Here is a 14,168-nt window from a genome sequence, read left to right as displayed (position 1 = left end):
AGAGGTAGGATGAGGGCGAGTGCAAGTAGCTAGTGGCTGGTAGGAAATGAAAAAGTTGCGGAGTTCTCCCTACTGGCTACTAGCTACTCACCACTAGTTTAGTGTTGTAAATGATAGCGCATTCTGCTTTCCAGCTTGTCAAGGTTTTTATCTTTCATTACGGTAAAAGAAAACTTCTTACCTGTTTTGGAAGCGGCCCGAATTACTGCATCAATAACCTCTCTGATTGATAATTTATCCTTGCTTTTAAATTCAACATTCCCGGTATCTGCTTTGGCGCCTGCGGCAACCAGCGATTCTTTTTGCATTTCAGTGTATAATCTATTATAATCATTTGGGTTCGCACTATGCAATTCAACCCGGGCAGTAAATGTGTTCATATAAATTATTTAATGGTTTTGGAATAATGATGGCTGATCACGGGAGTTTTAAAATGTATTAAGATATTAGTAATTATCTCTATGAAAGCTAATTCAAATTATCTTAATAGCCCTGTTTTGTTTAATGGTCTATACTATTAAAAAAGCGTGCCAATGTTTTGCTAGAATTTCTGATTTTGGGATTTAGAAATGTTGGAATTTTATGAAGAACATCATGCTGACAAATCTCAAAATCTATAAATCAGCAATTTTCTTCAGGTTGGTGCAGGATGGTATTTTCATAGGGCTATCTAATTTTCGTGAATTAATATAACGGTAAATTGCTTGCTGAATTAGATATGCTAAAACGAAATATATCCTTCGCTATTATTTGTATTACCTGTTTTATTTTGGGGGTCAGCACATCCAATGCACAACGTCAAATGGAAACGTTGAACCGTGGGGTGGTGGCAATACGTAGCAGCGAAAACCAGGTGTTCATCAGTTGGCGCTTGTTAGGTACTGAATCAACAAAAGTTGCTTTTAATATCTACCGTAAGTCCGGAACACAAACGCCGGTAAAGCTCAATGCATCTCCGCTTGCAACCGTTACCTGGTTTATTGATTCCCTGGCCGATTTATCAACTACTAATACCTGGCTGGTAAAACCGGTAGTGGATGGAAAAGAAGTAACTACAGGCTCAGGAGAATTTTCATTGGCAGTAAATGCACCTGTAAGGCAATATCTTTCCATACCATTACAGCCACCGCCGTCATCAACCATAATGGACCAATCCTACACTTACAGTGCCAACGACGCCAGTGTAGGCGATGTGGATGGCGATGGGGTATATGAGATCATTCTGAAATGGGAACCCTCTAATGGAAAGAACCCGCCGCAAACCGGGTTTACCGGTCCACAAATATTAGATGCCTATACCTTAACTGGTAAACTACTTTGGCGCATTGATCTGGGTAAGAATATCCGTTCCGGCGCAGCTTATACCCAGTTGATGGTGTATGACCTGGACGGCGATGGCCGGGCAGAAGTTGTTTGCAAAACGGCCGATGGTACTATAGACGGCACAGGTAAGATCATTGGCGATAGCACGAAAGACTGGCGAACATTTACTGCTAATGATCCTACTTATGGAAAAGTGGTGAATGGTCCGGAGTACCTGACCGTATTTGATGGCCTTACCGGCGCGGCATTAGCTACCAGTACGTTTATTCCAGACCGGTACCCCCTGAATGGTTGGGGCGGTATAGGCGGAAATGGCGGTAACGATAATAACGGCGGCCGGGCAGATCGCTTTACAGCCGCCATCGCTTATCTGGATGGCGTTCGTCCCAGCGTTGTATTCGTACGTGGCTGGTATGGACGTTCTGTATTGGCGGCCTGGGATTTCAGGAATGGAAAACTGACCAGCCGGTGGGTGTTTGATTCAAAGAACGGCAGCAACCCGTACTCCGGCATGGGCAATCACAGCCTGAGTGTGGCAGATGTAGATGGCGATGGGAAAGATGAGATCTGCATTGGCGCCATGACAATTGATGATGATGGCAAAGGTTTGTTCACAACCGGGCTGCGTCATGGCGATGCATTGCATATGACCGATATGGACCCTGAGCGTGCCGGTATGGAGGTGTTTGGCATTCATGAAACGGAAGAAAAAACACTGGCCTTGCAAACACCGGGCGTTGCCTTGTTTGATGCAAAGACCGGTAAAGTATTGTTCAGCCTGGCGCCGGGCGTAGATGTTGGCCGCGGCGTTGCCGCAGATATCGATCCTGTTCATCCTGGGTTTGAGAACTGGGGTGGACCAGGCGGTTTGCGCGATGTACATGGAAAAACCATCACAGAGAAAACGCCGTCTTCAACCAATTTCGTTGTTTGGTGGGATGGGGACCTTACCCGTGAGTTATTGGATAAGAACCGCATTGATAAATGGGATTGGAAAAATGAAACAACGATCAACCTGCTTACGGCAGATGGCTGTACGGCTAACAACGGTACAAAAGCCACGCCTTGTTTAAGTGCAGACCTGTTTGGCGATTGGCGCGAAGAAGTGATGTGGCGAACAACAGACAACTCAGCGTTGCGCATTTATACCACCACCATTCCAACCGATTATCGTTTCTATACCTTGATGCACGATCCGCAATACCGGTTGGCGATTGCCTGGCAAAACGTAAGTTATAACCAGCCGCCGCACCCCGGATTTTATTTAGGGGCTGGCATGAAACCGCAATCGCAACCTGATATTACCACTACTAAAAATTAACCGGTGTATGAACCGCTGCAGGCTAAAAGCAAATACAAATATAGCTGCAAGCTATAAGCAAATACAAATACAGCCAGAAGCCAAAAGCCAAAAGGGTAATGCTGAAAGCTCCAGGTATGCATATAGTATTTTGAGGTCAATTATATCGTTGATGATTATAAGTGTATTGCAATTTGCTTCGGTGGCACAGGTTCAGCCAGTTGATACCTCCGTTCTTTCGGGAGGCACCCTGATCCATTCAGACAATTTCACTACTTCTTTAGATACCAGCCGATGGATCGTTGAAATGGCGCCTGCTCCGAATTCTTCTGTACATACAAAAAATGGTAACCTGGTGCTGGATACCAAAGGTGGGGTAACAGTTTGGCTGAAAAGGTTATTTAAAAATAATATCCGCATTGAATACGACCGGGTAGTTGTAATGGCAGGTGGCGCGAATGACCGGTTATCAGATCTTAACAATTTCTGGATGGCCAGTGATCCCCGTAATAAATACTTATTCACCCGGCAGGGTGTGCTGGAGTCATACGATTCATTGCAACTATATTATGCAGGCATGGGTGGGAACAGCAATAAAACAACCCGGTTCAGGAAATATGAAGGTAATGGGAAGAGAAGATTATTGCAGGAATTTACAGATCCAGCGCATTTGTTACAGGTGAATAAAGTATATCACATCGCTATTGTTGTAAAGAACGGCGTCACTTCTTATTGGGTAGATGGACAATGTTATTTCTCCTATAAAGACCCGGCTCCGTTGCAGGAAGGTTATTTTGGTTTTCGCAGTACCAAATCGCACCAGGAGATCACTACATTTAAAGTGTATCAAATGGAAAATTAGTTCATGGAGTAAGAACCAAAAAGCAAATGCCAGGAACCAAATTTTAAGAACCTGGAACTAACGAATCAAGAACTCACTAATAAGCTACTTTAAAATCGCCATTACAAACTTAGCAGAGTTGCGCGCGGCAATTTGATAGAAGGCAGCTACATCGGTATGGGCATTGTTATTGGCATTGTCGCTCATGCTGCGGATGACGATGAAGGGTGTTTTTTGTTGCCAGCATACCTGTGCTACGGCAGCGCCTTCCATTTCGGTTGCATCTGCCTGTAACTGATCTGCCAGGTTCTGTGCGGCGCGGTTTGAGGATACAAATACATCGCCGGTTACAATAGTGCCGCTAATTATTTGAGGCGCCTGTTCGCCATTCGCCCGGCGAATTTTTTCCAGTGAGATATTATGACTGATAGAGCGGGCGCGGGCCACCAGAACAGTGTCGCAGCTAAAATACAGTGGATTTTCTTTTAGTGTAAATGGGTTGCGGGTAGGTTTTCTTACAATGCTATCGGGAACAATGGCGCCGTAATCGTGGTAAGCAACGCGGGTGCCTATAACCAGGTCGCCGGGTTGTAAGGCAGGGTTTACACCGCCTGCAATACCGGTGAAAATGATAGCACGGGGTTTATAATGTTCCAGCATCAGCGTAGTGGTAATAGCAGCGTTCACCTTGCCAATTCCTGTTTGCGCGATCACTACTTTTTTGCCTTGCAAAATGCCTTCAGTAAAATGAACCTGCTGAATAATCGTTTCTTTCTTTTGCTGTACCTGTGTTAACAGGTAGTTGATCTCATCTGCAAAAGCGCCAAGTATGCCGGTAACGTTTGAATTTTTTGCCTGAGCCTGGGTGGCGAAGGAGCAGCAAATCCAGGCTAATAGAACGATGGTTGTACGCATGGTGGTTGGTTGATGTTGAAAGGCAGCGGCAATCGTGAAAAAGGCTGCAAGCTGCAAGTAAAGTCAAGGCAGCGAGGCAACAAGGTAACGAGTTTGTAAATTAATGAGTTTATAAGTCGGTTATGTCGAACTTATAAACCAACGACAATAAACTAAAAACTAAGAACTATTCAAGTATCAAAGCTAAAATCGCAAAGGCATCTATTATCCATAACGCAATACTAATGTCTTTCTTCTTCCCCGTGATCAGTTTAATAGCCGTCCAGCTAAGGAAACCCCAGATGATGCCTTGCGTAATACTATACGAAAAGGGAATGATCACCATAGCCAGAAAAGCCGGTATGGCTTCATCCAGTTTCAACCAGTTGATCTTTGTAACCGGTTGCACCATGAACACGCCTACTAACACTAATGCTGGCGCGGTGGCAATAGCGGGCACAACAGATAACAGGGGCGCCAAAAACAAAAAGGGTAAAAACAACAACGCCCCGGTAATGGCTGTAAGCCCTGTTCTTCCCCCTTCTTTAATTCCAACAGCCGATTCAATATAAGCAGTACCCGGGCTGGAACCTACCAAACCGGCAATAGTAGTGGCCACGGCATCGGTTATAAGAGCGCGTTTAATATTGCGTGGTTCGCCGTTTTCATCCAGCAGGTTGGCTGCTTCTGATAAGCCTACCAGTGTGGAAAGACTGTCGAACATATCGGTAAATACAAAGGCAAAGATCACCGGTATAACCGACCATTGCAGTGAGTGTACCAGGTCCAGCTTAAATAACAAACTAAAATCGGGCGCTGCAAAAACTCCTTTCCAGGTGATCAGCGGTGCTGCGCCTTCTGCCCACCAGCGGCCTAAGGGCAACGCGGCCAGCGTAGTGAACACAATGCCTATAAGGATAGCGCCTTTTACCTGCCGGGTTACCAGTACGGCTGTAAATAATAGTCCGGCAAAAAACGTAAGCAGGGCCGGTTGTAATTTTCCAATACCTACTATAGTTGCGGGGTTGTGCACGATAAACCCGGCATTCACAAAGCCGATGAGTGTTATAAATAAACCTATACCCGCAGCAATGGCGTAACGCAGTGGCCGCGGTATAGCGTGTACGATGTAGGTTCGAATGTTGAATGCCGACAGGACCAGAAAAAGTATGCCACTCCAGAAAACAGCGCCTAAAGCCACCTGCCACGGCACTTTCATACCAATAACCGCCGAAAACGTAAAAAACGCATTGAGGCCCATGCCAGGCGCTACCAGCACCGGGTTCTTCGCATACCAGCCCATCATCAGGCTGCTGAAAAACGACACCAGCACGGTGGCGTTAATACGCCGCTGAAAGGCATGCCTGTTTGGCTGAGTATCGACGGGTTCACAACAATAATATAAGCGGTAGCCAGGAAAGAGGATACTCCGGCAATGATCTCGGTGGTAACGGTGCTTTTGTTTTTGGTCGCGTCGGCTAAAAACATGCAGTGATAGGTTAAGGGCTGAAGATAGGAAGAAAAATGGTGGGGTTCCCTTTAAATCAAAGGGAAAAAGTATGGGAGGAGGTGTAGGGGGACTGTGGGTGAGCTATCTTTCCGCGGAGCTCACATGGTTGGTATAATGAAAAGAAATGGGTGAGCCCACCTTAGAGATGGACCCACCCTTTACTCTTAGCAATAACAATAAGGGTACTTATCAATAGCCATCGTTCTGCACCAAATTGGTATTCAGTTTTCTTTCCGAAGACGGAATAGGGAAGAGCCTTCTGCGGGGATCCTTATTCATACCGGGCGTATAACCTGAGGTAGCCACATCGCCGGGAATGGGGTATTCTATTTCATATTTATCAAAACGGATCAGGTCATTCCGGCGCCAGTTTTCCCAGTGTAATTCGCGGCCGCGCTCATCCAGCAGTTCATCGAGTGTAACCGATGCTGCTAACGGCGCTTTTGCCCGCGCACGCACTTTATTAAATAATACCAGCGCTGTTTGCAATTCGCCATTTACGGTAGTGGCGCTGGCGCCACGTACAATGGCTTCCGCTTTCATTAAATAAACATCTGCTAACCGGAAGATCGGCATATCATTACCACTCATACGGGTAGCCGCGGTAGTAGCTTTGTCGGGATAATATTTGATAGAACGGATACCCATGCACCGGGCCAGGTAATCGTTACCCACGTCAAAAGGTTTGGTGCCGGTCATTTTAATGGCCCTGGTGATCTCCAGTTGCCAGGTAGTGTCGTTATTGGTGCCTGTATAGCTGGCATCGAGGTCCTTCTTTTTTATTTTTATAGTAAATGGTGTGCCATCCCAGTTATATTGTTTTCCTACTAACCAGGTATTGTTCCGCTCATCGCCAGCTAAATTAAATTTGTCGTAAAATTCAGGCGTGGTGCTAATGGAAATGCTCAGGTTGTTGGGGACACCATATTTGGGCCACAAATAAGCCATAAAAGCATGACGGGTAAACTGGTTTCCATCTAATTGTAAAGCATCGTACGGAATGGCAAAAATGGTTTCTGTAATACCAGGACCATTATCCGGTGCAAATACCGCTGCATAGCTGGCATCGAGCTTATATTGTGTATTGGCAATTACGCTGTCGCACATTTGTACAGTTTCCTGTTTTCTTTCACTGCCGGTATATACTTTTGCGTTGAGGTACATTTTAGCCAGTAAGGCATATGCCATGGCCCTGGTGGGATGTGCGTAGGTTAAGGTGGCGTTATTGGCGTTTTTTACGGGCAGATTGTTTACAATCGATTTCAGGTCTTTTTCTATGAACTGAAACACTTCAATCCTTTGTTTGGTAGTAGGAAGGTTCAACACAGGGAAGGTGTCAACAATGGGAACATTGCCATAGATATCCATCATAAAGAAATAGAACAGGGAACGCATTGCTTTTACTTCTGCAATGGCGCCTATGCGAATGGGGTCCGTTTCCGCAAGGGTTGAACTGCTGATATTATTCAATACCCGGTTGCAGGTGTTGATTGCGCCAAATCCCCATTCCCAAACATCCTTTACATTGGTGTGATCGGGTGTATAAGTGTGATGATGATGCTGGCGGTACTGGCCCCCATCATCATAGTTGCCATCGCGGCCGGGCAATATAACTTCATCAGTGGTCAGTTCCTGCATCCGGAAATATTCAATGGCATATTTGCTGGCCAGTTGCGTGTAAATAGGTCCGATCAGAGCCTGGTAGTCGGCAGATGTTTTGGGGAAATTGGTATCAATATATTGTGATTCGGGTTTAACATCCAGTTTGGTGCACGCACCCGCCATTACGGTAATAGCTGATAATGCGATCAAAAGCTTTTTCATCTGGTAATTTTTTATTGAAGCGTTTACTTTAATTTTTTTGAACAACCTGTAAAGCGCGTCATAGTATTAGAATACTATGTTGGCGCCAATGATGACCGATCTTGTTTTGGGATAGAAATTTTTAGCGTCAATACCTGGTGTCAATCCGCCGATATTTATTTCCGGATCTATACCCCTATAATTGGTGATGGTAAAGATGTTGTTTCCCGAAACAAAGAATCGCAATTTGCTGATAGCCGGGATCTTTGTTTTCCATGAATAACCCAGGGTAGCATTGTCAAGGCGCACATACGAACCATTTTCAAGGAAGCGGTCAGAAGTGAGGTAAGCAATGTTGTCGGTAAATGCTTCGCCCAACGTGAATTTAGGGACGTTGAGATTTTTTGAATCGGCCGGGTTATTCAATTGGGCCAGCGTATTATTCAGAATTTTATTACCGGTAACTCCTCTCAAAAAGAAGTTCAGATCGAAGTTTTTATAGGTAAAAGTGTTGTTCCAGCCAAACATCAATTTAGGCTGTGCATTGCCGGCAATAAAGTAGTCTGATGTAAGCGGCTGGCTGGCAATCACAGTTCCATCGGCTTTTTGGAACGTGCTGGTGCCGGCATCGTTCTTGCCCATATAGTGCCACAAGCTGAAGGTGCCCAGCGGTTGGCCTTCCATGATCACCTGGCTCCAGTTGCCGGTTTGGCCTTTCCCTCCCAGGTATGCAGTGGGTATAGACGATAACGCGGTGAATTTGTCGTTCGATAAAGAAACCACTTCATTTTTATTATGCGCAAAGTTGGCAGAAGTGGTCCAGTTGAAACGGTTGTTTGATATTGGCGTAGCGTTTAAGGTTACTTCAATACCGGTATTTTTTACTTTACCAACATTGGCCGTTAATACGTTTACAAAATACTGGGTAGTAGATACGGGATAGTTATAGATAAGGTCAGACGTATTTTTGATATAATAATCTATTGAACCGCTTACCCTGTTGCGCAATACCGAAAAGTCAAGACCGATATTGGTCATTGCAGTGCTTTCCCATTTCAGGTCGGGGTTCTCATTTTGTACAGGTAACAATCCGGTCGGGTATTGCCCATTATAATAGAACCTGCCGCCTGAACTATAGCGTACAATAGAAGTAAAGGCATCAAAACCAAGTGAGTTACCCGATACGCCATAACCGGCCCTCAGTTTCAATTCATCAAAGATCTTTTGATCGGCCATGAACGCTTCCTGTGAAATACGCCATCCTGCAGAAACAGCCGGGAAGTAACCCCAACGGTTATTCTTACCAAAAGCTGAAGAACCGTCGTTACGCAGTGAAGCTTGTAATAGATATTTATCATCGAACTGGTAGTTGATCCGTCCGTAGTAAGAGATCAACCGCAGCGTAGAGATGATGGCATTATCAAATTTGATATTCCCAACAGTATACGGATTACTTACATACAGGTTATAAAAGGTGAGCAGGTCGTTGGTATAGCCTTGTGTTGAAACGCCAAAACCGTCGCCAATGCGGTCCTGTTGCCAGGAGTACCCACCCAGTAATTTAATGTTATGCTGGCCGAATGATCTTTCGTAGTTAAAGAACGACTCAATTACCTGTTTGATGTTCTCATAGCTGCTGCGAAAAGCCCGGCCATTGGCGCCAACCGCCTGACCTGAAAATGCATTGTTATAGATGTTCCGGTTGGTTTGTTCTTTTTGTCCGGAGATGCTCAGGGTATATACCAGTCCTTTGAGGATCTTTACTTCGGCCAGTCCGGTCAATAAAGTTTTTTCTTCTTTGCTCTCGATATCGTTGTTGGCAACTATACCAACAGGGTTTAAATAACCCCCACGGCTGAAGTCTTCGGTGAATGAGCCATCGGGGCGGCGTACACTTACAGTAGGCATATAGGTAAGCATATTATTAAACAGGGCGCCCTGGTCAATATCAACGTGTTTGGTTGTGCTGTTTAATAAAGTGATGCCAAGCTTTAAGCGTTCATTGAAGAACTTGCTTTCGAGCATACCTCTGGCGGTTACGCGTTTCAGCGAAGAAGTTTTAACAATTCCCTGATTATCGAAGTAGTTGAGGCTGGCGCCAAAAAGGGTATTTCCCTGCGAACCATTAAAGCCCAGGTTATGATTGTGCGAAATACCGGTACGCATTACTTCATCCTGCCAGTTGGTATTAACGCCGCTGTCGTTGTATTGCGACAATAAGGTTTGTCCGTTTTTTGCGAGATAAGCCCTTAACTCATCACCGCTCAGCATATCAATTTTGTTAGAAACGGTTTCTATAGCAACGTACGGATTATAAGATAATGTGGTTTGACCCTGTTTGGCCCTGCGGGTAGTAACGATGATTACCCCGTTGGCTGCACGTGAACCGTAAATGGCGGTAGAAGAGGCGTCTTTCAATACGTCGATCGAAACGATATCATTCGGGGCTACCAGGTCTAACGAAGCGCCGGGCACACCATCAATTACATAGAAAGGCTCATTGGCGCCATCGCGCAGGGTAGAAGGCCCGCGCAGGATAACCGTAGGCTTCACATTGGGGTCGCCGCTTCGGGCAATATTCAAGCCGGGTACTTTACCTTGCAGCAATTGTGCAGGCGAACCAGTTACCACCTGGTTAAAGTTGTCGCTGTTGATGCTGGTTATAGAACCGGTGATATTCTTTTTACTCGATCTGCCATAACCAGTAACCACTACATCGCTTAATTGTTTCGATTGGTGCGTGAGTTTTACATCGATTGAATTTTGATTGTCAACCTGTACTTCTTTCGTGATGTAACCTATAGAAGAGATCAACAGTACTGCTTTAGCTGATGTAACGCTGATTTCAAATTTTCCTTCCTGGTCTGTCATCACCGATTTGCGGCTACCCTTTAGTGAAATGCTTACATTGGCGAGCGGCTCATTATTATCATCTGTTACTTTTCCTTTAATTATTCTTTCTGGTTGTTGGAAGGCTAAAGCCGGCACTGTTAACAACAGCAAGCAGGCTGTTAGCAGGAATAAGGTTGTTTTTTGGGCAGGCGGGAAACAAAAAAAACGCATGATTTTTTTTCTCATAAATAAATGTTTGGTGTTACGAGATTGGGAATCTGGTGAACCTCTATAAATTTAAATTTTATAATGCAGGCATAGCTCCGTTAGCGATAGGAAAGGATGGTTCTTATGATTTTTGAAGAAGGTGCAAAGGGAAACTTTCGATGTTACTAAAATGTAAACTGAGTATTAAGTTATTGCGGTTTTAGTGCTGTAGTAGTTGCTAACGTTGTAATAGCAAGTGGGGAGAAGTAAGTTGAGGAGTTGACAGGTTAACTGGTTGATAAGGTTGGTGGAGTTGAGAGAGGTAATAAAGGAGCAAGTTGACAGCGTGATGTTGGGGGGATTACTTGCAGCGTGTAGCTTGCGGCTTGTAGCGGTTTTTGCTTCCGGCCTTCAGCCCTTGGCTTTTTAGCTGTATTGCTTGCAGCTTCTACCGGTTTTCCCGCTTGTGCCAGGCGGAATCCCCGGGATCTACCTGGGGCTCCGCTGGACTTGTAATGTTTGCGTAGCCACAAACATAGTAGTAAAAATCATATAGAACTTACGAATCAGGGAAAACAAATTATTAATTCCGAAATAGTATTTCCCCCTATATGTACTGCCTATTATAAATCATACCTTTGAGTACCGGTTATGGTCCTGTTGAATTGTGCATCCCGCCCTGTTGCGCCATCCCGCCCGTTATAAATGATTAAATGAAAACGCTGAAAGACCATATTGAACGCACCATTTCCGTAACGGACAATGAGTTGGAGCATATGGTCCATTCATTTCAGTCAATGACCCTGGGTAAGGAATCCCACCTGATAAAAGCCGGGCAATATTGCGACAATTATTACTTTGTTGAAACCGGTTCACTGCGTATTTATACGATGGTCGACAATATGGTCGTCACCAACTGGTTTGTGTTTGAAGGGAATTTTTTTACCGACCTCGAAAGTTATACCTATCAGTGTCAGGCAAAATTTAATATACAAGCCATTGAGAACTGTACGATATTATATATATCCAGAAAAAATATGAATGAGCTGCTGGCGAAATATCCTGCCTGGAGCGAACTGGTTCGCAAAACCTGGGAGCAGGCGTTTATCAGGCTGGCGCAAATCGTACTATCGGTACAAACCTTATCTGCTCAAAAAAGATATGAGCATTTATTAAATCACCACGAGTTCATACAAAATACCCCGGCCAAAGATCTGCTGGCCTCCCTGTTGGGAATCACCGATTCTTCGCTAAGTAAGAAATAATAAATACAAATCGGCGTTTAGGTGTTGCTTTTAAAACCTAAATATTCATTGAATGGTTGCTTATGATAAACCTTCGAAAGCTCCCTTTAATCGTACTCTTTTTTTCTGTATTTACTGCTCATAGTCAAAATCCCAGACCTGTACAAGTTGATGTTTGCATTTATGGCGCCACCTCGGCCGGCGTTATAGCTGCCTACACAGCTAAAAAAATGCATCAATCTGTTTTGCTGGTAGATCCGGGTAAACATGTTGGCGGATTGACTTCCGGTGGACTGGGCTTTACAGATATCGGTAATAAATATGCGGTATCCGGGCTGGGGCTTGATTTTTACCGGAAAGTAGGGAAGAAGTATGGCAAATTTGAATCCTGGACCTTCGAACCGCATGTGGCCAGGGAGGTGTTTATGCAATACATCAAATCGGCTAAGGTTGACCTGGCATTGGGACATACCCTGCTTAGTGTAAGAAGTGAATTCGGGTATATAAAGGAATTAGAACTGAATTACATTAATGAAGAAGGACAGCTCACTACCAAAAGGGTAGAGGCGAAAATGTTCATCGACTGTTCGTATGAAGGCGACCTGATGGCCAAATCCGGCGTTTCGTTTACAGTGGGCCGTGAATCTAACAGTTGGTATAATGAACCTATTAATGGCGTACAGTTGCGCGACAAGCACCAATTTCCCGATGGTATAGACCCATATAAAGTTCCGGGCGACGCGAAAAGTGGTTTGTTGTGGGGCGTATCGGATAATATATTGTACCCGAATGGTTCGGCAGATACAAAATTGCAGGCGTATAATTACCGGATCTGTCTTACCGACGCTCCGGCCAATCGTATAGACATTACCCGGCCCGAAGGGTATGATTCAACCATGTATGAATTGTTATTGCGTTTGCTGCAGAAAAAGCCGGCTGCTAACCTGGGCGCTATTCTGAAGATCGACCACATGCCCAATCATAAAACAGATATCAACAACAACGGTCCCTTTTCAACCGATATGATCGGGATGAACATTGGTTACCCTGAAGGCGATCAGGAGAAGCGGAAGAAATTCAGGCAGCAACATGAGCTTTATACAAAGGGTTTGCTGTATTTCCTTGGGCACGATCCCCGCGTGCCGGAGCACCTGCGCAAGGAAATGCTGACCTGGGGATATCCTAAAGACGAATACACCGATAATAATAACTGGACACCGCAATTGTATGTGCGCGAAGCCCGCAGAATGATCAGTGCCTATGTAATGACACAGGCCAACTGCATTGGAAAAGAAGTGGTGACCGATGGCATTGGTATGGCCGCTTATACGATGGATTCGCACAACGCCCAACGTGTTGTGGTGAACAGGATGGTAAAGAATGAAGGCGATGTACAGGAAGGCGGTTTCGGTCCTTATCCCATCTCGTACCGTTCAATTGTTCCCCGGGCAAAAGAATGTAAGAACCTGCTGGTGCCGGTATGTTTATCGGCCAGTCATATTGCATATGGTTCAATACGCATGGAACCAGTTTTTATGGTGCTGGCACAAGCTGCCGCAACGGCTGCTTCCATGGCCATTCAAACAAAAGCCGATGTACAGGAAGTTAATGTGCAACAACTGCAACAGGCGCTTAAGACCAATCCGCTGGCCGATGGCAGTGTAGCTGAAATTGTGGTTGATAATGCCAATACAGAGCAAGTGCAAATAAAAGGTAACTGGGCAACCAAAGAGCGTATGGGCTATGGTCCATCTGTGCTTACGGCCGATGCGCCATCTGCCGAAGAACGCTCAGTACAGTACAAGCCGGTTATTGTAAAAGAAGGTCAGTACAACATTTATACGTATGTGCTGCCCGGCTATGATAAGTTGGCCTCACAAACGTTGATCACGGTGTTTGATGGCGCCAAAGAAGCTAAAGTATCGCTGAAGAAAGACGATATTAAAGTACAGGGACAAACTTCCGGTGAGTGGGTGTTGGTTGGTAAGTATAAATTACCGGCCGGTTCCAATGCGCATGTAACCATTCAGGCGGCCAATGCCGATGGGGCCATTGTAGCGGATGCTATATTATTAGTTCCCGATGGAAAATAAGTGAGAAAATCACAAAACACAAAAGACAAATCCCAAAGAGAAGGCAAAAAGGCAATAAGAAAAATTACAAAAGTCAAATTCCAGGATACAAAAAAAGCCCGCCCGATATTTATGATCAGGC

General features: G+C 45.0%; 10 protein-coding genes. 4 read left to right on the top strand and 6 right to left on the bottom strand.

What is annotated here, in order from left to right; all coding sequences use genetic code 11:
- Positions 1-98: 98 nt before the first annotated feature.
- The gene (locus FAM09_RS21855) at positions 99-380 is read right to left on the bottom strand and encodes a hypothetical protein (RefSeq protein WP_136579273.1); all 282 of its coding nucleotides are present in this window, start codon (positions 378-380) and stop codon (positions 99-101) included.
- Between the two features lie 338 nt (positions 381-718).
- Between FAM09_RS21855 and FAM09_RS21850 the strand changes: the two genes are divergently transcribed.
- Together FAM09_RS21850 and FAM09_RS21845 are read left to right on the top strand one after the other, a co-directional pair.
- Entirely contained in the window at positions 719-2,644 is a 1,926-nt protein-coding gene (locus tag FAM09_RS21850; RefSeq protein ID WP_136579272.1) for a rhamnogalacturonan lyase, read from the top strand.
- 151 nt (positions 2,645-2,795) lie between these two features.
- Positions 2,796-3,485 carry a DUF6250 domain-containing protein gene (locus FAM09_RS21845; protein ID WP_136579271.1) on the top strand — a complete coding sequence of 230 codons (690 nt, stop codon included), beginning with the start codon at positions 2,796-2,798 and terminating at the stop codon, positions 3,483-3,485.
- Between the two features lie 84 nt (positions 3,486-3,569).
- On the opposite strand, the gene FAM09_RS21840 is transcribed toward FAM09_RS21845, so the two are convergent.
- The 5 genes from FAM09_RS21840 to FAM09_RS21825 all read right to left on the bottom strand — a co-directional run bounded on the left by FAM09_RS21840 (position 3,570) and on the right by FAM09_RS21825 (position 10,749).
- The gene (locus FAM09_RS21840; protein WP_136579270.1) at positions 3,570-4,379 is read right to left on the bottom strand and encodes a 5'-methylthioadenosine/adenosylhomocysteine nucleosidase; all 810 of its coding nucleotides are present in this window, start codon (positions 4,377-4,379) and stop codon (positions 3,570-3,572) included.
- 166 nt (positions 4,380-4,545) lie between these two features.
- The gene (locus tag FAM09_RS21835) at positions 4,546-5,691 is read right to left on the bottom strand and encodes an NCS2 family permease (RefSeq protein WP_208025628.1); all 1,146 of its coding nucleotides are present in this window, start codon (positions 5,689-5,691) and stop codon (positions 4,546-4,548) included.
- Positions 5,664-5,846, bottom strand: a complete 183-nt coding sequence (locus FAM09_RS31130; protein ID WP_208025627.1) for a hypothetical protein — start codon at positions 5,844-5,846, stop codon at positions 5,664-5,666. The genes FAM09_RS21835 and FAM09_RS31130 overlap by 28 nt, the downstream gene beginning before the upstream one ends.
- Before the next feature lie 211 nt (positions 5,847-6,057).
- Positions 6,058-7,692 (bottom strand): RagB/SusD family nutrient uptake outer membrane protein, encoded by a 1,635-nt coding sequence (locus tag FAM09_RS21830; protein ID WP_136579268.1) that lies wholly within the window; start codon positions 7,690-7,692, stop codon positions 6,058-6,060.
- A 66-nt stretch (positions 7,693-7,758) separates the two neighbouring features.
- A complete protein-coding gene (locus FAM09_RS21825) occupies positions 7,759-10,749 on the bottom strand; it encodes a SusC/RagA family TonB-linked outer membrane protein (protein ID WP_243751747.1) in 2,991 nt (996 codons plus the stop codon).
- A gap of 674 nt (positions 10,750-11,423) precedes the next feature.
- Between FAM09_RS21825 and FAM09_RS21820 the strand changes: the two genes are divergently transcribed.
- Entirely contained in the window at positions 11,424-11,975 is a 552-nt protein-coding gene (locus FAM09_RS21820) for a Crp/Fnr family transcriptional regulator (protein WP_136579267.1), read from the top strand.
- Positions 11,976-12,037: 62 nt separating this feature from the next.
- Positions 12,038-14,047, top strand: coding sequence for an FAD-dependent oxidoreductase (locus tag FAM09_RS21815; protein ID WP_208025626.1), 2,010 nt, complete (start codon positions 12,038-12,040; stop codon positions 14,045-14,047).
- The last annotated feature ends 121 nt before the right edge of the window (positions 14,048-14,168 follow it).

The organism is Niastella caeni, from assembly GCF_004834005.1.
Lineage (GTDB): Bacteria > Bacteroidota > Bacteroidia > Chitinophagales > Chitinophagaceae > Niastella > Niastella caeni.
The sequence above is the reverse complement of the archived record's forward strand: the minus strand, read 5'-3'. Positions and strand labels throughout refer to the sequence as shown.

What these genes read in the sequence shown, in the direction of transcription:
- FAM09_RS21825 (WP_243751747.1), bottom strand. Translation starts at nt 10,749, where the DNA reads ATGAGAAAAAAAATCATGCGTTTTTTTTGTTTCCCGCCTGCCCAAAAA.
- FAM09_RS21815 (WP_208025626.1), top strand. Translation starts at nt 12,038, where the DNA reads ATGATAAACCTTCGAAAGCTCCCTTTAATCGTACTCTTTTTTTCTGTA.
- FAM09_RS21845 (WP_136579271.1), top strand. Translation starts at nt 2,796, where the DNA reads ATGATTATAAGTGTATTGCAATTTGCTTCGGTGGCACAGGTTCAGCCA.
- FAM09_RS21855 (WP_136579273.1), bottom strand. Translation starts at nt 380, where the DNA reads ATGAACACATTTACTGCCCGGGTTGAATTGCATAGTGCGAACCCAAAT.
- FAM09_RS21850 (WP_136579272.1), top strand. Translation starts at nt 719, where the DNA reads ATGCTAAAACGAAATATATCCTTCGCTATTATTTGTATTACCTGTTTT.
- FAM09_RS31130 (WP_208025627.1), bottom strand. Translation starts at nt 5,846, where the DNA reads ATGTTTTTAGCCGACGCGACCAAAAACAAAAGCACCGTTACCACCGAG.
- FAM09_RS21830 (WP_136579268.1), bottom strand. Translation starts at nt 7,692, where the DNA reads ATGAAAAAGCTTTTGATCGCATTATCAGCTATTACCGTAATGGCGGGT.
- FAM09_RS21840 (WP_136579270.1), bottom strand. Translation starts at nt 4,379, where the DNA reads ATGCGTACAACCATCGTTCTATTAGCCTGGATTTGCTGCTCCTTCGCC.
- FAM09_RS21820 (WP_136579267.1), top strand. Translation starts at nt 11,424, where the DNA reads ATGAAAACGCTGAAAGACCATATTGAACGCACCATTTCCGTAACGGAC.